Source organism: Microbacterium galbum (assembly GCF_032464915.1).
GTDB classification, from domain to species: Bacteria; Actinomycetota; Actinomycetes; order Actinomycetales; family Microbacteriaceae; genus Microbacterium; species Microbacterium galbum.
Map to the genome: position 1 here is coordinate 1189389 of NZ_JAWDIS010000001.1, position 20986 is coordinate 1210374.

17 protein-coding genes are annotated in these 20986 nt (G+C 73.7%); 10 read left to right on the forward strand and 7 right to left on the reverse strand.

Translation table 11 applies throughout. The features are described from left to right. Positions 1-63 precede the first annotated feature (63 nt). The 4 genes from RWH45_RS05605 to RWH45_RS05620 all read left to right on the forward strand — a co-directional run bounded on the left by RWH45_RS05605 (position 64) and on the right by RWH45_RS05620 (position 6175). Complete coding sequence (locus tag RWH45_RS05605) at positions 64-1269, forward strand: LLM class flavin-dependent oxidoreductase (protein WP_315993893.1); 1206 nt, start codon at positions 64-66, stop codon at positions 1267-1269. Further along, the gene (locus RWH45_RS05610; protein ID WP_315993894.1) at positions 1266-2618 is read left to right on the forward strand and encodes an NtaA/DmoA family FMN-dependent monooxygenase; all 1353 of its coding nucleotides are present in this window, start codon (positions 1266-1268) and stop codon (positions 2616-2618) included. The genes RWH45_RS05605 and RWH45_RS05610 overlap by 4 nt, the downstream gene beginning before the upstream one ends. After that, complete coding sequence (locus tag RWH45_RS05615; protein ID WP_315993895.1) at positions 2615-4501, forward strand: FAD/NAD(P)-binding protein; 1887 nt, start codon at positions 2615-2617, stop codon at positions 4499-4501. Before RWH45_RS05610 ends, RWH45_RS05615 begins: the two co-directional genes overlap by 4 nt. Positions 4502-4705: 204 nt before the next feature. Continuing rightward, positions 4706-6175, forward strand: a complete 1470-nt coding sequence (locus tag RWH45_RS05620; RefSeq protein ID WP_315993896.1) for a hypothetical protein — start codon at positions 4706-4708, stop codon at positions 6173-6175. Between the two features lie 113 nt (positions 6176-6288). Here RWH45_RS05620 and RWH45_RS05625 read toward each other — a convergent pair whose 3' ends face one another. The 4 genes from RWH45_RS05625 to RWH45_RS05640 are packed head-to-tail and all read right to left on the reverse strand — an operon-like array spanning position 6289 to position 10275. Beyond that, entirely contained in the window at positions 6289-7329 is a 1041-nt protein-coding gene (locus RWH45_RS05625; protein WP_315993897.1) for an ABC transporter ATP-binding protein, read from the reverse strand. After that, positions 7326-8162 carry an ABC transporter permease gene (locus tag RWH45_RS05630; RefSeq protein ID WP_315994594.1) on the reverse strand — a complete coding sequence of 279 codons (837 nt, stop codon included), beginning with the start codon at positions 8160-8162 and terminating at the stop codon, positions 7326-7328. The genes RWH45_RS05625 and RWH45_RS05630 overlap by 4 nt, the downstream gene beginning before the upstream one ends. Then, entirely contained in the window at positions 8159-9034 is an 876-nt protein-coding gene (locus tag RWH45_RS05635) for an ABC transporter permease (RefSeq protein ID WP_315993898.1), read from the reverse strand. Before RWH45_RS05635 ends, RWH45_RS05630 begins: the two co-directional genes overlap by 4 nt. Then, on the reverse strand, positions 9031-10275 hold the full coding sequence (locus RWH45_RS05640; protein ID WP_315993899.1) for an ABC transporter substrate-binding protein: 1245 nt from the start codon (positions 10273-10275) through the stop codon (positions 9031-9033). Before RWH45_RS05640 ends, RWH45_RS05635 begins: the two co-directional genes overlap by 4 nt. 73 nt (positions 10276-10348) lie before the next feature. Here RWH45_RS05640 and RWH45_RS05645 point away from each other — a divergent pair, with 73 nt between their 5' ends. Both RWH45_RS05645 and RWH45_RS05650 read left to right on the forward strand, forming a co-directional pair. Further along, positions 10349-11044 carry a TVP38/TMEM64 family protein gene (locus RWH45_RS05645; RefSeq protein ID WP_315993900.1) on the forward strand — a complete coding sequence of 232 codons (696 nt, stop codon included), beginning with the start codon at positions 10349-10351 and terminating at the stop codon, positions 11042-11044. Then, positions 11037-11663, forward strand: a complete 627-nt coding sequence (locus RWH45_RS05650; RefSeq protein WP_315993901.1) for a CDP-alcohol phosphatidyltransferase family protein — start codon at positions 11037-11039, stop codon at positions 11661-11663. The genes RWH45_RS05645 and RWH45_RS05650 overlap by 8 nt, the downstream gene beginning before the upstream one ends. A 51-nt stretch (positions 11664-11714) precedes the next feature. Here the strand turns inward: RWH45_RS05650 and RWH45_RS05655 are convergent, their stop codons facing one another. Further along, complete coding sequence (locus tag RWH45_RS05655) at positions 11715-13172, reverse strand: dihydrolipoyl dehydrogenase family protein (RefSeq protein WP_315993902.1); 1458 nt, start codon at positions 13170-13172, stop codon at positions 11715-11717. Between the two features lie 38 nt (positions 13173-13210). On the opposite strand from RWH45_RS05655, the gene RWH45_RS05660 reads away from it, so the two are divergent. Continuing rightward, a complete protein-coding gene (locus tag RWH45_RS05660) occupies positions 13211-13876 on the forward strand; it encodes a methyltransferase domain-containing protein (protein WP_315993903.1) in 666 nt (221 codons plus the stop codon). Between the two features lie 177 nt (positions 13877-14053). On the opposite strand, the gene RWH45_RS05665 is transcribed toward RWH45_RS05660, so the two are convergent. Then, complete coding sequence (locus RWH45_RS05665) at positions 14054-15076, reverse strand: methylenetetrahydrofolate reductase C-terminal domain-containing protein (RefSeq protein ID WP_315993904.1); 1023 nt, start codon at positions 15074-15076, stop codon at positions 14054-14056. Between the two features lie 108 nt (positions 15077-15184). On the opposite strand from RWH45_RS05665, the gene RWH45_RS05670 reads away from it, so the two are divergent. The 3 genes from RWH45_RS05670 (at position 15185) to RWH45_RS05680 (ending at position 19741) form a co-directional block, all read left to right on the forward strand. Continuing rightward, on the forward strand, positions 15185-15799 hold the full coding sequence (locus RWH45_RS05670) for a pyridoxine/pyridoxamine 5'-phosphate oxidase (protein ID WP_315993905.1): 615 nt from the start codon (positions 15185-15187) through the stop codon (positions 15797-15799). 2 nt (positions 15800-15801) lie between these two features. Further along, positions 15802-16635 carry an FAD binding domain-containing protein gene (locus tag RWH45_RS05675; RefSeq protein WP_315993906.1) on the forward strand — a complete coding sequence of 278 codons (834 nt, stop codon included), beginning with the start codon at positions 15802-15804 and terminating at the stop codon, positions 16633-16635. An 85-nt stretch (positions 16636-16720) separates the two neighbouring features. Continuing rightward, positions 16721-19741, forward strand: coding sequence for a molybdopterin-dependent oxidoreductase (locus tag RWH45_RS05680; protein ID WP_315993907.1), 3021 nt, complete (start codon positions 16721-16723; stop codon positions 19739-19741). Between the two features lie 226 nt (positions 19742-19967). Here the strand turns inward: RWH45_RS05680 and RWH45_RS05685 are convergent, their stop codons facing one another. After that, complete coding sequence (locus RWH45_RS05685; protein ID WP_315993908.1) at positions 19968-20825, reverse strand: PhzF family phenazine biosynthesis protein; 858 nt, start codon at positions 20823-20825, stop codon at positions 19968-19970. Between the last annotated feature and the right edge of the window lie 161 nt (positions 20826-20986).

The following is a 20986-nucleotide window of genomic DNA, read 5'->3' on the forward strand; positions in this document are numbered from 1 at the left end:
TCGCGCGACAGTGAAGACGATCCGCCGCCCGCTGATCCGCCGCCCGCAGAACAAGGAGCCTCGATGCCGGACCGCATCCACCTCGCCGTCGCCCTGGACGGGGCCGGCTGGCATCCCGCCGCCTGGCGCGAGCCCGGCGCCCACCCCACCGCACTGACATCGGCCGCGTACTGGCGCGATCTGATCCGCACCGCCGAAGGCGCCGGGGTGCTCTTCGCCACGATCGAGGATGCGCTCAGCCTCGGCGGCCGTTCGAGCGAACCGGATGCCGAGACGCGGCGCGACCGCGTCCGCGGGCGCCTCGACGCGGTGCTGCTGGCGTCGTTCCTGGCCCCGGTCACGGGCCGGATCGGCCTCGTGCCCACGGTGACGACGGCGCACCCGGAGCCCTTCCACGTCGCGACCGGGCTGCAGACGCTCGATCACGCGAGCCGCGGACGCGGGGGCGTGCGGCTCGTGGCCGGATCGACGGAGCAGGAGCGAGCCAACTTCGGACGCCGCACCGGCGGCCCTGCGGGCCTGCCCGCGTCGGGTCGGGTCGAGGACGATCCGGCGCTGCTCGGTGCGTTCCGCGAGGCGGGCGAGGTCGCCGAGGTGATCCGCCGGCTCGCCGACTCGTGGGAGGACGAGGCGATCGTGCGCGACCTCGAGACGGGCAGATTCCTCGACCGCGACCGCGTGCACAACATCGACTACGCGGGCGAGTTCTTCTCGATCACCGGCGCCTCGATCGTGCCGCGCTCCCCGCAGGGCCAGCCGCTGATCACCGCCCTCGCGCACCAGAGCGTGCCCTACCGCTTCGCCGCGGAGCACGCCGACCTGGTGTTCATCACCCCCTCCGACGCGGCGTCGGCGACCGGCATCCTCAATGAGCTGCGGGATGCCGCGGACGCGGTGCGCACGCTCGACGAGCCGCTGCGCGTGTTCGCCGATGTGCTCGTGCTCGTCGAGGAGACGCGCGAGGCCGCCTCCGCCGTGTGGGACCGCCTGCAGGATCGGGCGACGCTCACCACCGACGCCCGCGTGGTCGTCGGCACCGCCGACGATGTCGTGGACGAGCTGCGGGCCCTGGCCGCGGCCGGGGTCGACGGCATCCGCCTGCGTCCGGCCCGCCTGCCCGCCGACCTCGAGGCCATCGCCGCGAGCGTCGTCCCGCGGGCGGCGGAGGCCGGCATCCTGCGGCCCGACGACGCAGCGGCGACGCTGCGCGAACGTCTCGGACTCCCCCGCCCCGCCAGTCGCTACGCCCGTCAGGAGGTCGGCGCATGACCCGTCGGCAGATCCACCTCGCCGCCCATTTCCCCGGTGTGAACAACACCACGGTGTGGACCGACCCGGCCGCGGGCAGCCAGATCGATTTCTCGTCGTTCGAGTACTTCGCCCGCACCGCCGAGCGCGGCCTGTTCGACTATCTCTTCCTCGCCGAGGGGCTCCGCCTGCGCGAGCACCGCGGGCAGCTGCACGACCTCGACGTCGCCGGGCGCCCGAACACCCTCGCGATCCTCGCGGCGCTGGCCGCGGTCACCGAGCACATCGGGCTCGTCGGCACGCTCAACACCACCTTCAACGAACCGTACGAGCTCGCGCGTCAGCTCGGCACCCTCGACCTGTTGTCGAACGGCCGTGCCGGATGGAACGCCGTGACCAGCTCCGACGCCTTCCACGGCGCCAACTTCCGCCGCGGCGGCTACCTCGACCACGCCGATCGCTACGTGCGGGCCTCGGAGTTCGCCGAGCTGTCGAAGGCGCTGTGGTCGTCGTGGCGCGACGACGCGATCGAGGCGGATGCCGAGACCGGAACGTTCCTGCGGGCCGGGGCGATCGCGCGGGTGCGGCGCGCGTCGCGCCTGTTCGACGTGGACGCCGTGTTCGACGTGCCCCGCTCGCCGCAGGGGCGGCCGGTCATCGTGCAGGCGGGCGACTCGGCCGACGGTCGCGACTTCGCCACCGCGCACGCGGACGTGATCTTCTCGCTGCACACGGAGTTCGCCGACGCGCAGCAGTTCTACCGAGACGTGAAGGGGCGGCTGACCGCGCACGGCCGCGACGAGGACTCCCTGAAGATCCTGCCCGCCGCGACCTTCGTGCTCGGCGACACCGCCGCGGAGGCCCGCGAGCGCTCGCGCGAGATCGCCCTCGCCCAGGTGCGCCCGCAGACGGCGATCACGTATCTCGAGCAGATCTGGAACCGCGACCTCAGCGACTACGACGCCGACGGGCCTCTCCCCGACGTCGAGCCCGACACGGGCGTCGAGACCGCACAGGGCTTCGCGGGCCGGCACGCCGCGATCCGCGCCCGGGTCGGGCAGCTGCGCGACCAGGCCGCGGCCGAGAACCTCAGCATCCGCGAACTCGTCATCCGCCTGACGGCGAACCACACCTTCGTCGGGACGCCGGAGCACGTGGCATTCGAGATCGACCGCTACGTGCAGGAGCGGGCGACCGACGGGTTCACCGTGGTCGGGCACGTCACCCCGCACGGTCTCGACGAGTTCGCCGACCGGGTCGTGCCGCTGCTGCAGGAGCGGGGCTCGTACCGCCGCTCGTACGACGAGGGTGCGACGCTGCACGACCTGCTGGGGCTGCCGGCGGTTCGCGAACGGGTCACCGCGCCGTGAGCGACGTCGTGATCGTGGGGGCGGGACCGCGGGCGGTGATGCTCGTGGAGCGCCTGCTCGCACGGCGCACGCGCGCCACGGCCGCGCCCCTGCGCATCACGCTCGTCGACCCGTTCCCGCCCGGGGGCGGCCGCATCTGGCGGTACGAACAGTCACCGCTGCTGAAACTCAACTCCATGGCGCGCGACGTGACGGTCTTCACCGACGACAGCTGTGTGATCTCCGGTCCGGTGCGCTCGGGCCCCTCCCTCATCGAGTGGGCGGAGCGCGTGCGCGACGGGCGCCTGCCCGATGTGCGGATCGACGATCCCGCGCTGACCGACGAGGTGCACGGTCTGCGCGGCGACAGCTTTCCGACGCGCCGCCTGCAGAGCCTGTACCTCGACTGGTTCTGGCGTCGCACGGTCGCCATCGCCCCGCCCGGCGTCGAGGTGCGATGGCATCCGGGCAGCGTGCAGTGGGTCGACGACACCCCCGAAGGGTGGGAGGTCGCACTCGCCGACGGCACGCGCCTGAGCGGCGACGTCGTCGTCTACGCGGTCGGACACAACGGACGCGAGCCCGAGGGCACCGCCCTCGACGTGAGCGCCGCAGCCGCCGCCGCGGGTTTCGTCTACCTCGAGCCGGCCTTCACCGCCGACGCCGACCTGTCGCGCCTCGCACCCGGCGCCGACGTCATCGTGCGGGGGATGGGACTGGCGTCGGTGGATGCCGTCGTGCTCCTGACCCAGGGACGCGGGGGCCGCTTCTCGCGCCGCGCCGACGGGAAGCTCGCCTACACCGCCTCGGGGCGCGAGCCGCGTCTGCATCTCGGGTCGCGGCGCGGTGTGCCGTACCGGTCGAAGGTGGCGTCCCAGGTGCAGGGCGATGCACCCGAGCGCGAAGTGCTCACGCCCGCGGCCATCGCCGAGCTGCTGGATCGACCGGGCAGCATCGACTTCGTCGACGACGTGTGGCCGCTCATCGCGCGGGAGCTCGTGTGGGCGCACTATCGCGAGCTCTTCACCGGGCATCCCGAACGGGTCGGCACCACGTGGGAGGCGTTCCGCGCGACGCTGCGGGCCGTCGACGGCGACACGGCGGCGCTGCGTCGCGCCGTCGCCGAGGTGGTGCCGAATCCCCTCGACCGTTTCGACGTGCGCACCCTCGACGTCCCGCTGGGCGAGGAGACCTTCCTCGATGAGCGGGCGGTGCACGCGCGTGTCCGCCGGCACATCGCCGACGATCTGCTGCTGCGCACCTCGGCGGAGCACAGCACGACGCAGGCGCTGTTCCTCACGATCCTCGGGTCGTTCCTCGCGCTCGGCGACATCCCGGTCGATCGATGGAGCGCACGCTCGCGCGCGGTCGACCTGCCCGTCACCTGGCACACGTTCTTCAGCTACGTCGCGTCGGGCCCGCCGCCGCACCGGTTGGAGGAGCTGCTCGCGCTCGCCGACGCGGGCGTCGTGCGCTTCCTCGGTCCCGACCTGGCGGTGCACCTCGACCCGCCCCGGGGCTTCGTCGCGACCTCCCTCCGCCGCGGGGGCGAGGTCGTCGCCGCCGCTCTCGTCGACGCGTGGCTGCCCGCACCCGCCGCGGCAGCGAGCGACAACCCGGTCCTGCGCGAGCTCGCGACCCGGCACGGGCGGGAGGTGCACGTGGCCGACGAGCAGTTCGCCGGCTCCCTCGGCCGCATCGACGTCGACCCCGACGGGCGGGTGGTCTCGCGCGACGGCATCGCGCAGGAGACGCTCTTCGCGCTGGGTCCTTTCACCGCGGGGCTCGAGGCCGGGGCCTTCACCCGACCGAACTCCAACGCCCTTTCGCTCCGCCACACCGACCGCGTCGCGGGGGCGGTCATGGCCGCCGTCACGACACGTCGGGTCGCCGGCATCCGCTGATCCGATCGGGAACCCGCGCGGAGGCCCGGAGGCCACTGTGCGTCCCGACCTCCGGCAGGACCGCATCCACGGGATTCTTCGGCGCCGATCAGCCCCGGCGCGCCGCATCGACGCCGCGTGGGGGCAGGATGGAGCCCTGCGCAATCCGAACCCGGGCGCGCGGCGAAGACTTCTCGTAGTGCGACGACGCCACGAAAGGACGACATGCGACTGGCGACGACCCTCCGGCGGTTCGAACTCGACACCCGCCCCATCCACCCCGAGACGCGCCGCGCCCTCGACCGGCGGTGGGCGGAACTGCCTGAACACGCCAAGACGCCGAGTCAATTGCTCGGGCGCAGCGCCGTCGGGTGCGAGGGGACGCACGGCGTCTTCCCCAAGTGCAACCTCACGTGTTCGCCCTGCTACCACTCGGCGGACGCCAACAAGGTACGCATCGACGGCGACCACACCGTCGACAACGTCACCCGCCAGATGGACTATCTGCGCGAGGTGCGCGGACCACGCGCCCATGCCCAGCTCATCGGCGGCGAGGTGAGCCTGCTCAGCGCCGAGGACCACGCCCGCTCCCTGCTCGCCATGCGCGCCGTCGGCCGTGAGCCCATGTCGATGACGCACGGCGACTTCGACTACGACTACCTGCTCGACGTCGTCCTCGACGAGGACGGCAAGCCGCGCTTCGACAAGGTGTCGTTCGCGGCGCACTTCGACTCGCTCATGCGCGGCCGTCGCGGTGCCGTGCGCCCCCGCGGCGAGGCGGAGCTCAACCCGTTCCGCGAGAAGTTCGCCCGCATGTTCGTCGACCTCAAGCGCGACCACGGCGTGAGCAGCTACCTCGCGCACAACATGACGGTCACCCCCTCGAACGTCGCGGAGGTCGAGCAGGTCACGCGCGACGTGCTCGAGATGCCGTTCGACATGATGTCGTTCCAGCCGGCGGCGTTCATCGGCGACGACCGCCGCTGGCGCGAGGACTTCGGCGAGGTCACGATCGACGCGGTGTGGGAGAAGATCGAGGCCGGCGCGGGGCAGAAGCTGCCGTGGCAGGCGACGCAGTTCGGCGACCCGCGCTGCAACCGCTCGACCGTGGGTGTGCGCGTCGGAAAGACCTTCGCCCCCGTGCTCGACCCCGAGGACCCGAAGGACATCGCGGCCCGTGACAGGTTCCTGTCGCACTTCGGCGGCATGATCTTCGGCGGCATCCCCCGTCACGTGTTGGCCGTCAAGGTCGTGCGCGCTCTCGCGTCGCATCCGCGCGACATCCCTCCGCTGATCGGCCTGATGGCGCGCGTGCTGCGCCGCGCGGGTGGTCTGCGACAGGTCGTGTCGGCGGCCCGCCGCGGCAAGGTGTCGTTCAAGACCTTCGTGATCCACAACTTCATGGATGCCGAGCAGGTCGCGCCCGCGTGGAAGCTCATGGAAGAGGGCGTCGTCGCCGACGACCCGCTGCTGCGCGAGACGCAGGAGCGCCTGGGCGCGTGCATGTACGCGATGGCGCACCCCGAGGACGGCCGTCTGGTGCCCGCGTGCGTGCAGCACTCCGTGCTCGACCCGGGAGAGAATGAGGAGCTCCGCCGCATCCTGCCGTTGCCGACGGTGCGTCCGGGCGCCACGGTGACCGCGCGCCCCTCGGGTCTGACCGCGGTGCGCGAGACGGGCGCGCGTACGGCCTGAGCCGCGTGCGGGAAGCTGCGGGTCGGAGGATCTCGGCTCGCGGCGCATGCTGCCGGTACGGGCTGATCAGGTGCGCTCTGCGCGCCCCGTCGGCCGGGCCGCCCCGCTCGACGTCAGCCCGCGACGACGTGCGCGAGCTCGGCCGCGATCGACACGGCGACCTCATCGCCGGGCCGCAGGCCCGACACCGATGGCACCTCCGCGTGCAGCGTCAGCGCGCCCGCGCGCACCGTCACCTCGCTGCGCGCACCCACCGGCCGCCGCGCCCCGACCGTTCCGACGACGCCGAGGGAGGCGGCATCCGGTCGGTCGCCCACCCGCACGTCCTCCTGGCGGAAGACGAGCGTCGCCGCTCCGTCGGCGAGACCCGTCGCGGCGAGCTCACCGAGCGCACTGCGATGGATGCCGCGGCGCACCTCGCCGGGGACGGCGTTGCGCGTGCCCATGAGCTCGGCCGCGCGCAGACTCCCCGGGCGGCGGTAGGCCTCGACGACCGTGCCCTCGTGCAGCAGCCGGCCGTGCTCGACGAGCGCGATGCGGTCGGCGACCCGTGCGGCTTCGTCGCGGTCGTGCGTGACGAGCAGGATCGTCGGGGCGACGTCGGCGCGCACCGCTTCGAGCAGGTCGTGCATGTCGGCCCGCAGCGCCGAGTCGAGCGCGCTGAACGGTTCGTCCAGCAGCAGCACGGCGGGCTCGGCGGCGAGGGCGCGCGCGATCGCGACGCGCTGCTCCTGCCCGCCCGACAGCTCCCCGACCCGGCGTCGGCCGTAGCCGGCGAGGCGCACGGTGTCGAGGTACCGCTCTGCGCGCTCGCGGGCGCGGGCACGCGGCATCCCGGACACCCGGTCCGAGAATGCGACGTTGTCGAGCACCGACAGGTGCGGGAACAGCAGCGACCGTTGGAAGACCATGCCGACGCCGCGCTGCTCGGCGGGGATGGGGGCGACGTCCCGATCGGCGATGGCGACCGTCCCTCGATCCGGGGTCTCGAGGCCGGCGATCACGCGCAGCAGGGTCGATTTACCCGAGCCGCTGGGTCCGAGCACCGCGGTGCAGCTTCCCGCGGCGACCGTCAGCGACAGGTCGTCGAGAGCGGGGGCCGTCGAGGCGGGGAAGGTCTTGGTCAGGCCCGTCAGGACCAGGTCGGCGCTCACGCGACCACCTCTTTCCGGGTGCGGGGGTGCCGACGATGCCCCAGAGCGAGGACGCCGACGAGCAGGATCACGGGGGGCACGATCGCCGACAGCGACATCAGCGCCACGGCGGCGTCGTTACCGAGGCCCGCGGCCGCCGACGCCACGACGAGAGGCAGGGTGACCACCTCTCCCCCGCCGACGATGAGCGTGACGATGTAGTCGCTCCACGCCACGAGGAAGGCGAGGAACGCGGCGCGCGCGAGCGCCGGCGCGATCAGCGGCAGCTGCACGCGCCGCAGCACCTGCAGGCGCCCGGCACCGAGCAGACGCGCCTCTTCTTCGTACGAGCGGTCGTAGGCGCCGTAGGCGGTGCGCATCACGAACGCCGTGTAGGGGAGCGCCATGACCGTCAGCACCATCGCCACCCCGACGAGCGAGGGCACGTGCGCGCGCAGCAGCACGACGTTGACGCCGAGCACCGCGGCGAAGGGCGGGAGCGCGATCGGCGCGAGCAGCAGCACCGAGACGAACCGCGCCCCGGGCACGGCCCCGAAGGTGAGCGCGCGGGCGGCGAGCGCACCCAACAGCGTCGCCGTGATCGCGACGACGATCCCGAGCACGAGCGAGCGGCCCAGCGCCGGCACCGCGCCGAACGCGATCGCCTGGTCGATCGAGCGGATGCCGAGGGCGGTGGGGAGCACGGACGGGAAGCTCCAGCGGTCGGCGAACGACCACAGCACGAGCGGCAGCAGGGGCAGAGCGAACCACACCGCGAGGACGACGGCGAGCAGTCGCCGCAGAGCCTTGCCGGCGCCGCGCGAGCGGGTGAGGGGGCTGTCGACGGCGGTCATCGCCACGCCGCCGTCCGCCGGAGCGCGGCGAAGGTCAGGGCCACCGCGGCCAGGGCGAGCGCGCTCGTCACCAGCGCCACTGCGGCCGCCTCGGGTCGCGAGTCGAGCGACACGCCCTGGAACAGGCGCACCGCGAGCACGGGCAGCGGCTCGGGCGAGGTGCGTCCCAGCAACCACAGCACCTCGTAGGAGCCGAGAGCGTAGACGAAACTGATCGCCGCTCCGATGAGGATCGTCGGCGCCGTCAACGGCAGCAGCACGTGCCGGAAGCGCTGCGCGCGGCCCGCGCCGAGCAGCGCCGCGGTCTCGTCGAAGGTCTGGATGCGGGTCGCGAGCGTGCCCGTGACGATGAGGGCGATGAACGCCGACTCCTTCCACGCCAGTTCGACGATCGCGGCGCCCCACAGCGGGCCGCCGACCCACGGCGCCCACGATTCGGGAGGGATGCCGAGCAGGCGTGGCAGCACGCCGGCGTCCGACAGCAGCAGCCCCACGGTGGCCGCGGCGATGAGGTGCGGGATGGTGACGGTGAGGGTGCCGAGGGCGGCCACCGCGCGGCTGCTGCGCGTGCGCGAGACGATCACGATCGCCGCGAGCGTGCCGATGATCACCGCCAGCACGGTGCTGACCGCGGCCACGCTGAGCGAGACGCCGACGGCGGCGAACAGCTCGCCCGGACGCGCGGTGAAGGCCGCGACCCCCGGGGTGGGCCGCCCCACCACCGGCAGCAGCCCGAACGCCTGCAGCGCCGTCGCCCCGATGCCGCCGCCCAGCACCACGAGCGAGAGCACGGCGGCGGGCAGCACCAGCAGCGCCCCGCGCAGCTTCTCGCGGGGCGAGCCGGCGCGCCGGGCGACGGGCGCCCAGGTCACCGCGACAGCACGTTCTGCCGCCAGCCGTCGTCGAGCGCGGGGACCCATTCGGCGGCGAGCTCGCCGTGCGCGTTGCGCGAGATCTCGTCGTACGGCGGCACCACGGGAGAGACCGGTAGGGCGTCGAAGAGGGCGCGGTCCTCGGCCGACAGGGCGTTCAGGTCGAGCACGGGGAACTGCCCCCACACGTCGGGCTCGGCCTTCTTCGCCTGCTGCTCGGCCGAGAGGGCCACGTTCGCGACGACCATCGCGCCCGCTGCGGCGTCGGAGTTGACGGGCAGGCCGAGGAAGCTGGCGTTGCCGACCGTTCCGTCCTCGAGCGTCAGCACCTTGGTCTGCGCGGGGTAGGTGCCGTCAGCCACGAGGCCCGTGAGCGTCGCCGGGCCGTAGGTCATGGTCATGTCGACCTGACGGTCGGCGAACAGCCGGCCGAGCTCGGTCTCGTTGGCGGGGTACGTGTCGCCGCCGCGCCAGAGGTTCGGCGCGAGCGTATCGAGCCGGCTCCACAGGGCCGGTGCGAGCTCGTCGAAGGCGTCCTCGGAGAAGGCCGTGGGCACCTCGTCGGCTCCGCCCGACACGCTCGCCAGGGCTTCGCGCACGAACACCGAGCCGGTGAAATCCGGCGGCGCGGGATACGTGAACCGGCCGGGGTGGGCGTCGGCCCAGTCGAGCACCCCGGCGAGGGTGGTCGGCGGGTCGGGGATCGCCTCGGCGTTGTACGCCAGGGTGAACTGCGCCTTGTGCCACGGCGCCTCGCAGCCGTCGACGGGGGTGCCGAAGTCGGACTGCAGCAGCGGGTCGTCGGCCGAGGTGTTCGCCATCGAGGGCAGCATCCCGGTCCAGCCGCAGCGCCACGCCCCGGCATCCTTGCCCGTGCGGAAGTTGTCGCCGTTGACCCACACCAGGTCGACGCTGCCGTCGTCGCGGCCGGCCTGCAGCTCGGTGAAGACGCGGTTCAGCGCGTCACGGGTGTCGGTGACGGGAACGCGCTCGAGCGTCACGCCGTACTCCGCGACCGCGGGCGCGAGCACGTCGTCGATGTAGGCGTTGCCCTGGTCGTCGCCGCCGTACATCCACAGCTGCACGGTCTGACCCTTCGCGGCCGACAGCACCGCCTCCCAGTCGGCGAACTCCGCCGTGTCGGGGGCCGCGGGCGCGGCGCAGCCGGTGAGGGCGAACAGGGCGGATGCCGCGGCCACGGTGATCGCGGCGAGACGACGTCGGTGTCGAAGGGGGGTCATGGGGCTCCTCGGTCGGGACCGGCGACCGCAGGTCGCGTGCGGACTTAGGGTATGGGGAAGCGGAGGGTGATCGATGGAACCGAACCGAACCGACGCACCCGCGGGCGGTGCGATGCGCCGACCCCTTCTCCGCCTGGTGCTTCTCGGTGTCTTCGTCGCAGTCGTCGCAACGGTTGGTTTCGTCTTCGTCCCGCACGACGTCGAACAGATCCGCGCGTGGTCGACCCAGGTCGGCTGGACGGGCGTCGTGCTCTTCACGCTGTTGTACGCGGCGCTGACGTTGAGCCCCGCCCCCAAGAACGTGCTGGGGATCGCCGCCGGTCTGGTGTGGGGCTTTCCGGTGGCGTTCGCGATGGTCTACGTCGGCGCCCTGCTCGGGGCCGCGGCATCCTTCCTGATCGGTCGCGCCCTCGGCCGCGAGGCCGTCGAACGCTTCACGGGGGCGCGGGTGGCCCGCCTGGATGCCGCGCTCGGACGCCGCGGTCTCCTCGCGGTGCTGAGCGCCCGGCTCATCCCCGTCATCCCGTTCACGCTGATCAACTACGGCGCCGGCCTGACCTCGGTGCGGCGCCGCGACTACGCCATCGGCACCGCGGTGGGCATCCTCCCGGGGTCGGCCGCGTACGTGGCCCTCGGCGCGTTCGGGTGGGAGCTGGGCCCCGGCTTCTGGACCGCGTTGGCCGCGATCGGCGTGCTCGTGATCGGCGGACTCGTCGCCGGGGCGATCGTGCGCCGTCGCCGGGATCAGCGGGGAGCCCCCGGTGCTTGACCGCACGATGCGCGCAGCGCTCTCGGGCCCCCTGGATGCCGCGGCCGCGGCCCTCGACCGTCCCGGGATCACGCCCGACCGGCTCACCGTCGCCGGCCTCGTGCTCGCCCTGGCCTCGGCCGGTGCGGCCGCTGCGCAATGGTGGGTCGTCGCCGCCGTGCTGTGGCTGCTCTCGCGGGTGGCCGACGGGCTCGACGGCACGCTCGCGCGGCGGCGCCGGGCGGAAGGCGACGGCGGGGAGAGCGAGGCGGGCGGCTTCCTCGACATCGCGGCCGACTTCATCGCCTACGGCGCCGGCGTCTTCGGCGTCGCGTGGGGCGCGACGGCGGCGTTCGGCATCCCGTGGTGGCCCTTCCTGCTCGTGCTGCTGACCTATTACGTCAACGGCACGGCCTTCCTGGCGTTCTCGTCGATCGCCGAACGCACCGGGCGCCGCCTCGACGACGGGCGATCGCTGTCGTTCCTGGGGCGCATCGCCGAGGGCACCGAGACGATCATCGTGCACGCGCTCTGGCTGCTGCTGCCGTTCTGGGCGGGGTGGATCGCGCTGGCGTGGGCGCTCTTCGTCGGGGTGAGCGCCGTGCAGCGCGTCGTGGTCGGGTACCGCCTGCTGCGGTGACCGCCGGGGAGCGGCGACCCCGGGAGGCGCCGCGCGGGTCCGGGCCGCGAGTCAGCCCCGGCGCCGCCGCACGCGCCGCAGCAGCCGGATCACCGCCGCGACCGCGCCCGTGCGCAGGGCGCCCTGGGCGTCGCGCACGGCGGCGTTCCAGCCGGCATCCGAGTACGTCGGGTAGGCGTGCAGCACGCCGGCCAGGTCGCGCACCGAGAGCCCGCGCGACACCGCCGTCGAGAGCTCCCCGAGCGACTCCCCGGCGCGCGGACCCACGATCGTCGCGCCCACCACACGTCCCTTCCGGTCGACCGCGAGCCGCGTGAACCCCGCGGTGCGGCCCTCGGCGATCGCGCGGTCGAGGTCGTGGTGCGCAGTCTCGACGATGCGCACGTCCGAGTCCGCCGTATCCACCGTCGACGTCCCCACCGCCGCCACCTCGGGAGAGGTGAACGTCACGCGCGGAACGTCGTCGAGACGTACGCGACGCGACAGGCCGAGCACCGCGTTGGTGGCGGCGATGCTGCCGAACATCCCCGCGGTGTGGGTGAAGCGCGGCAGCGGCGTCGCGTCGCCGGCGGCGCGGATGCGCGGGTTGCTCGTGGCGAGGGTGCGGTCCACCGCGATCGCGCCCGCGCGGTCGAGGTCGACGCCCGCGGCCTCCACCCCCAGTCCCGTCGTGTCGACACGGCGGCCGAGGGCAGCGAGCACGCGGTCGACGACCACCGTCGTGCCGTCAGCGAGCCGCGCGGTCGTGCCCCCCACGCCGCGGGAGGCCTCGGCGAGCGTCATCCCCAGGCGCACGTCGACGCCGTCGGCGCGCAGAGCCGACAGCACCAGGGCGCTCGCGGCGGGATCCTCCTTCGGCAGCAGCCGGTCACCGCGGTGCACGAGGGTCACGCGCGAGCCGAGGCGGACGAAGGCCTGGGCCATCTCGCATCCGATCGCTCCCCCGCCCAGCACGAGCAGGTTCGCGGGCAGCTCGTCGAGGTCCCACAGCGTCTCGTTCGTGAGCACGTCGACGCCCTCCGGCACGATCGGCGTGTTGCCGGTCGCGACGAGGGCATCGCGGAAGCGGATGCCGACTCCCTCGACGACCAGCGAGCGGGGACCGTCGAACCGCGCACGGCCGCGCAGCGTGTACACGCCGGTCTCGGCGAGCGTCTCGGGCGAATCGACGGGTTCGATCGCGGCGATCGCGCCCTTCACGTGGGCCATCACGGCGGCGAAGTCCACCCGCACCCCGTCGACGTGGATGCCCATCCGCGCCGCGACGCGTGCGTCGTGCGCGGCGTCGGCCGCGGCGATGAGCGCTTTCGACGGGACGCAGCCGGTGAACAGGCACTCCCCGCCGAACCCGTTCGCCTCGACGAGCAGCACCCTCGCCCCGAGCACGGCCGCGGTGCGGGCTCCGACCAGTCCCGCGCTCCCGGCCCCGACCACGACGAGGTCCCACTCCGCCCGACCCGCTTCGACGGCGGTCAGCGGACGGGCGCGGCGACGCGAGACGGAGGTCATCCCCGAAGCCTAGGGTGGTCGGAAGAGGGGGTGGCGCGATGACGACACCGATGCGCCGCTACGGCGTCGGCGCACGCTGGTACGACGTGCTCTCGGGCGAACGCTGGGTGTACCGGGCGGGCCGAGAGGCCGGCATCCGCCTTCTCGACCCGAGACCCGGCGACACCGTGATCGACCTCGGCTGCGGCACCGGTCTGAACTTCGCCGGGCTCGTCGCGGCCGTGGGACCGACGGGGCGCGTGGTCGGTGTCGACCGCAGCTCCGACATGCTCGCCGTGGCCCGTCGTCGGGTCGCCGCGTCGGGGTGGAACGATTCGGTGACCCTGGTGTCGGCGGATGCCGCGACCCTCGACCCCTCCACGATCGTCGCAGCGAACGGGGGGCGCGCGGCGGATGCCGTGTTCTCGACCTACGCGCTGAGCGTGATCCCCGCGCGCGACGAGGCCTGGCGCCGCGCGTGCGCCGCGGTGCGCCCGGGCGGTCGCGCGGGCATCGTCGACATGCAGCGCCCGCGGGGCCGCTGGCGCGTGCTCGAGCCCCTCGCCCTGCTGGCGTGCGCGACCGGAGGCGCCGACATCGACGCGCACCCGTGGCGGCTGCTCGAGCGCGACGCCGCGGACTCCCGCGGCATCGCCCGCGCCGAGCGCAAGGGCGGCCATCTCGTCGCGGTGGCGGCCGACCTCTCCCCCGCCGTCACGCGCTGACACGGCGCTGCCCCGCGTCGCCGGACACCGCGCCCGGCGACATCGCCCCACCCGCATCGCCCGCGGCGCCGCGCCCCCGGCACCGCCCAGTCGTCGAGCGCCCCGGACACGTCGCATCCCCGCGACGCGCGCGGCACCCCCGGACACCCGCCGGGGGCCGCGGCCGCCCCCGCGCGCTCAGCGCAGGCGCCGCCCGATCTCGGCGAGAGCCTCGGCGAACGACTCCTCCGCACCCTCGCGTCCGCCCGACAGGTTGACGCCGACGACGCCGGGGAGCGCGAGCATCTCCTGCGCCATCGCCACCGCGAGGGCGATCCCCTCGGCGCGGGGGTCGCGAGCACGCCGCACGCGCGCGAGGAAGTCCTCGGGCAGCACGAGCGTCGTGAACGACTCCAGCAGATCGGCCGAGGCGTGGTCGACCACCACCGGCACGCAGGGGAGGAATCGGATGCCGTCCCCGACCTCGTCGATGAAACGGCGCACGGGTTCCGCCCCACCGGCGTGGTTGACGAAGCACACGTCGGCGCCGGCGCGGAGCTTCTCGCGCAGCCGCGCCGCGCGCCGGTCGACGGGAGGGGCGGCCGGAGAGGCGGCGACCGACACGACGTGCCCGGCGGCGCGGGCCAGGGCGGCGGCCTCGGTGGAGTCGAGGTCGAACACGGGTGCGGCGTCGGGGCGGTGCCCCGTCTGCGTGTGATCGCCCGTCACGCAGTGCACCCCGGCGACGCCCTCGACCGCGAGGGCGGCGAGCTCCCCCTCGATCGCCACCCGGTTGCGGTCGCGCATGTTGAGCCCCGTCCACACGCGCAGGCCGCGCCGCTGCAGCAGGTGCGCGCGGTACGCGGGAGGGAACTGCACCCGGGCGCTTCCCGCGTCGCCGGCCAGGACGGCATCCACTTCTCCCGTGAGGATTCCGGCGCACGCGTCGATGGATGCCACGCTCAGCGCCCGCGCCGGCAGATCGGCCACGATCCAGGGGCGCGTGCCGAGCGCGTCGAGGGTCGCGGTCGCGGCGGCGGTGCGCGGTGCGGGCCGTACCGCCGTGGTGCGGTCCAGGCCCGTCCACGGCACGGTCGGACGGTGGACGAACGCGCACCGTTGCGCCGCGTCGACCTCGCAGGAGCCGTCGAAGCCGACCCCGCCGCACGGGCCGTACTCCATGCGCTTGGGACACGAGTCGATGAGGGGCAGCACGCTCATGCGGGGAGTGTACGAACGCCGTGTTTCGACGAATGTTCATGGCGGCAACATCGCCGAAACGCGCGCTGCCTACGCTCGTCGATACCCGCAGCATCCTCGGAGGTCGCCATGATCACGGCCGGCACCACGTTCGGTTCCGACGTCGACGACGTCGACACACTCGTCGACGATCCGCTGACGCTGCTCGTGCGCTGGCTGCCGCCGCACGACAGCGAGCTCCGCCCCCTCGCCGCGCTGGCGACGATGGGCCGCGACGGCCTGCCCTCGCTGCGGCACGTGCTGGTCAGCGATCGCGACCTCACCGGGCTGTACTTCCACACCGATGCCGCGAGCGCGAAGGTGGCGCAGATCGCGGCGAACCCGGTCGCGGCCATGTCGGTCGTCTGGCCTGACGTGGGCCGCCAGCTCGTCGTGCGGGGGATCGTCGAGCGGGTCGGCACCGCCGACGCCGCCGAGGTGTACCGCCGGCGCTCGCGCTACCTGCAGCTGCTCGCGTGGCTGAACACCGACGAGAACGCCCACCTGCACGTGCTCGAACGCCGGCACCTGTGGGCGGAGTTCGACGCCGCCCATCCCGAGCTCGACCCACCGGAGCGATGGGTGGGCTTCCGCGTGCGCCCCGTGACGCTCACGTTCTGGAGGGGCGACGCCCTCGGGCAGAGCACGCGTCAGCATTACTCGCTCGCGGACGGGCGCTGGACCGGCCGGATCCTGGCGGGCTAGGCATGGACATCACCAGCGTCACCTCGTACCGCGTCGCCCGGACGCGCGCCGACCTCGCGCTGCGCGACGGCGAGGTCGTCATCGCCGGCGGAACCTGGCTCATGAGCGAGCCGCAGCCGGGCACGACCGGCTTCGTCGACCTGACCGGCCTCGACTGGCCCGACCTCGAAGTGACCGACGAGGGCCTGCGGATCGGTGCGACCTGCACCATCGCGCGCCTGCTGGCGTGGGTCGAGCACGAGGCCCCGCTCGCGTGGACCTCCCTCGCTCTCGCTCGCCCCGCCGCCGACGCCCTGCTGGCGTCGTTCAAGATCTGGAACACCGCGACCGTCGGAGGCAACGTCTGCCAGGCGTTCGCGGCCGGCGCGATGATCGCGCTGCTGTCGACCCTGGATGCCACGGCACTGGTGTGGACGCCCGACGGCGGCAAGCGCCGCATCGCGGTGGCCGACCTCGTCGTCGACAACGCCGCGACCTCGCTCGCGCCGGGAGAGGTCGTGCGCGCGCTCGACATCCCGCTGCGTGCCCTCACCGCCCAGGTCGGCCTGCGCAAGATCGCCCTCGCCGAGCTCGGCCGCTCCGGCGCAGTGGTCACCGCGCGCGTCGACCCCGACGGATCGAGCGTGTTCGTCGTGACGGCGGCGGTGCGCCGCCCGCGCGTGCTGCGCTTCGCACGGGTGCCGGGAGCCGGGGAACTGCGGGATGCCGTGGCCGGCGCCACCGACTTCTACACCGACCCGCTCGGCAGCGCCGACTGGCGCCGCGGAGTGAGCATCGTGCTCGCCGAGCGCCTGCGCGCGGAGTTCCAGCGCGAGCCGCAGCGGGGTGCGGCATGACGGCGGCATCCCTCCCGGGCCGAGGGGGAGCGCACCCGTCCGCCGCCCCGAGGGGCCGGGCGACGACCGCCGGGGAGGCAGCCGGATGAAGTTCCACGTCAACGGCTCCCCCGTCGAGGTGGAGCCGCGGGCCGGTCAGTGCGCCCGAACGCTGCTGCGCGAGACGGGGCACGTCGAGGTGAAGAAGGGGTGCGACGCCGGAGACTGCGGCGCCTGTTCCGTGCTGCTCGACGGCACGCCCACCCACTCGTGCATCGTGCCCGCCGTGCGCCTCGAGGGGCGTGCGGTCACCACGGCCGCGGGCCTCGCCCCCGGCGACGACCTGCACCCCGTGCAAGAGGCGCTCGCGAGCGGCTTCGGGTTCCAGTGCGGCTTCTGCTCCCCCGGCATGAGCGTCACGGCATCCACCCTCACCGCCGACGACCTCGACGACCTCGACCGCCGCATGAAGGGCAACCTGTGCCGGTGCACCGGGTACCGACCGATCCGCGAAGCGATCCGGGCCTCGGTGCTCGGTCCGGTGCGCGAGACCGGAAGCGGGGCGGACGCGGGCGGCGCGGACACCGACACTGCCGCGTGCGGCGCCGGCTGCGGCGGCCATCACCGCACTCCGGGCGACGCAGGGCCCGCCCTGATCGCGCGCACTCCTCCTGCGGAGCGGTTCGACCGACCTTCGTCCGCCCTCGCAGGAACCGATCTGCAGGAGTCGTCCGCGCCCGCCGCCTCCCCCACCGCGGGCGTCGGCACCTCGGTCATCCCCGAGGCGGCGCGCCGCATCGTGCAGGGACGCGAACCGTTCACCCTCGACGAGCCCGTGCCCGGCGGCCCCGCCCTCGTGCTGCGGGTCGTGACCTCCCCGCACGCCCACGCCCGCGTGCGCGCGATCGACACGTCCGAGGCGCTTGCCGTACCGGGGGTCGTCGCCGTGTTCACCCACGCCGACGTGCCCGACGTGCGCTACTCCACGGGCCGGCACGAGCACCGCACCGACGACCCCGACGACACCCGCATGCTCGACGACGTCGTGCGACACGTCGGCCAGCGCGTGGTCGCTGTCGTCGCCGAGACGGCGGAGGCGGCGGATGCCGGCTGCCGCGCGGTGCGCATCGACTACGACGTTCTGCCCGCCGTCTTCGATCCCGAGCAGGCCCGGCGCCCTCGGGCGCCCCTCCTGCACCCCGACCGCACCCCCGCGGACCGCGTGATGGATGCCGGACGCAACGTCGTGGCCGGGTTCCACACCGGGCACGGCGGCGACATCGACGCCGCCCTCGCGACCAGTCACGCGACGGTGACCGGCGAATGGCGCTCCTCGCGCGTCACGCACGCGGCGCTCGAGACGCATGCGGCCGTGGGATGGCTCGACGACGACGGGCGCCTCGTCATCCGCTCATCGACGCAGGTGCCGTTCCTCGCCCGCAACGAGCTCGCGCACGTCTTCGGCCTCGAGCGCGACCGCGTGCGCGTCTACGCCACGCGGGTCGGTGGCGGCTTCGGCGGCAAGCAGGAGCTCTTCACCGAAGACCTCACGGCCCTGGCCGTGCTGAAGCTCGGGCGCCCGGTGGCGTACGAGTTCTCGCGCACCGACCAGTTCGTGCGGGCGTCGCTGCGGCATCCGATGCGCGTGCGCGCGACGCTGGGGGCGGATGCCGCGGGGCGGCTGACCGCGATGAAGATCGACGTGCTGAGCGACACCGGCGCCTACGGCAACCACGCGATCGGTGTGCTGTTCCACTCGTGCGCGGAGTCGACGACCCTCTACCGGGTTCCGGCGAAGTGGATCGACGCCGAAGCGGTCTATACCAACAACCCGCCGTCGGGGGCGTTCCGCGGATACGGCCTCGGACAGGTGGTGTTCGCCGTCGAATCGGCGATGGACGCCCTCGCCCAGGAACTCGACATCGACCCCTTCGACCTGCGCCGCATCAACGCCGTGCGCGAGGGCGATCCGCTGCACCCCGACGACGGCGAGACGCACGAGGAAGACCTGATCTGGGGCAGTTACGGCCTCGACCAGTGCCTCGACCTGGCCCAGGACGCGCTGCGCCGCGGCAACGGTGTCGAGGCCCCCGAGGGATGGCTCGTCGGCGAGGGCATGGCGACGGCGATGATCGCCACGATGGCACCGCGCGGCCACATCGCCCACACCACCGCCACCCTGCGCGGCGACGGCACGTACCTGCTGCGCGTGGGCACGGCCGAGTTCGGCAACGGCACCTCGACCGTGCACCGGCAGATCGCCGCGACCGTGCTCGACGCCGCTCCCGAGCGCCTCGAGCTGTGGGCCGCCGACACCGACGCCGTCCGCCACGACACCGGGGCCTTCGCCTCGGCCGGCACGGTGGTCGCGGGCAAGGCCCTCTTCGGCGCCTGCACGGCGCTGCGGCGGCGGATGGTCGACATCGCCCGGGAACTCGCGACCGGAGATGCCGCTGAACTCGCGGTCGCGGCATCCGCCGTCGGGTCGAGGACGCCGATCGGACGCCCCGCGGCGGCGTACGGGGATGACGCGCCCCTCGCGGACTCGGCATCCGGGAGGGACGACATGGAGTTCACGGCATCCGGGATCCGGGTGGGCCGAGAGGTCGTCTCGTGGGGACGGATCGTCGCGGCCGGGGGCGGGGACGAGCTCACCGCGGACGGCGCGGAGTTCGGCGACCTGCGCTCTCTCGCCTTCAACGTGCACGCGGCCCGGGTCGCGGTGGACCCCGAGACGGGGACCGTGAAGGTGCTGCAGTCGATCCAGTCGGCCGACGCCGGGGTCGTCATCAACCCTGCGCAGTGCCGCGGGCAGATCGAGGGCGGGGCCGCGCAGGCGCTCGGCGGAGCACTGTACGAGGAGGTGCTCCTCGAGGACGGCGTGGTGCAGAACCCGGTGTTCCGCACCTACCGGGTTCCGCAGTTCGCCGACGTGCCCGACACCGAGGTGTACTTCGCCGAGACCGACGACAGCCTCGGCCCCTTCGGCGCGAAGTCGATGAGCGAATCGCCGTACAACCCGGTGGGCGCGGCGATCGGCAACGCCGTCTCGCGCGCGCTCGGTCGTCGCGGCTACGAGCTGCCGTTCTCGCGCGATCGGGTGTGGCGGCTGGCGGGCGGGAAATGAGCGGGGTCCGGCTCGGCTCCCGTTGCGTCGTCGACTGAGGCCGAGCGGAGGGGCTGGGGGCGCGTTTCGTCGCTCTGGGCGGAAGATTCACGCCCCGAACGCAAGAACCCGCCCCGAACGAGATGACGGTGAAGCCGGCGAGGCCCTCGCCGGGCTGGGGGCGCATCGTGTCGTTCGGGGCGGACGACTCGCGCTCCGAACGACGGAATGCGCCCCGAACCACGCGTCACAGGGGCGTCGCGGTTCCCCGCACGAGAATGCCTCGGGATGCCGGGACCTCGACCTCGAGCACGCTCGGTCGCCCGATATGCCGACCTTGGAGCACCGTGAAGGCGAACGGCGCGGCGAGGCCGCCCTGCTCGCGCAGGTACGCACCCAGAGAGGCGGCGGCGGAACCCGTCGCGGGATCCTCGGTGATCTCACCGACGGGGAAGAGATTGCGCGCCTCGGCGACGAGGCCGTCGACGAGGTCGCCCCCGATGTGGACCGTGATGACGGTGCCCTTCCATCCGCGCTCGTCCATGAGCGTGCGAAGGACCGCGGGATCGAAGGTGAACGCGTCGAACGTCTCACGAGAGGCGATCGCGACCACCGGGTGCAGGTTGCCGGCGAAGGCCTGGGCGAGCGGCATCCGCTCATCGAGGTCGTCGGAGCGCAGACCCAGGATGCCCAGCAGGCGGTCGGCGACCCCCGGATCGAGGGCCTCGAGGTGCGGCTCGACGCTGCGGAAGCCGGCGGTCACGCGGCCCTCGGCGTCGCGCTCGGTCGACGTCTCGACGACGCCGGCCGCGGTCTCGAACATGAACGGGCCGACACCCTCGGCCTCGGCGAGCGCGACGGCGGTCGCGATCGTGGCGTGCCCGCAGAAGGGCACCTCGGCTTCCGGCGAGAAGTACCGCACGGCGACCCGGCGGCCGTCGCGCTGCCCCACGAACGCCGTCTCGGGGTGGCCGAGGTCGGTCGCGATCCGCTGCATCTGCGCGGTATCGAGGCCCACGGCATCCGGAACCACTCCCGCCGGATTGCCTCCGCCCGGCTCCGCGGCGAAGGCGAGCAGTTCGAGGATCTCGGGAGCGGAGGTCATGCGTCCATTCTCGCGGTGCGACTGCGGGTTCTCGATGGGCTCACCCCGCAAGCCCGTCAGGAGCGCTGTGCCCAGGTGGCCCCGGGGCCACCGCGGCCGCCCCGGGGCCACTTCCGTCGCCCCTCCGGCTACCGCACCGCACGCACCGCGCTCCCGGGCCC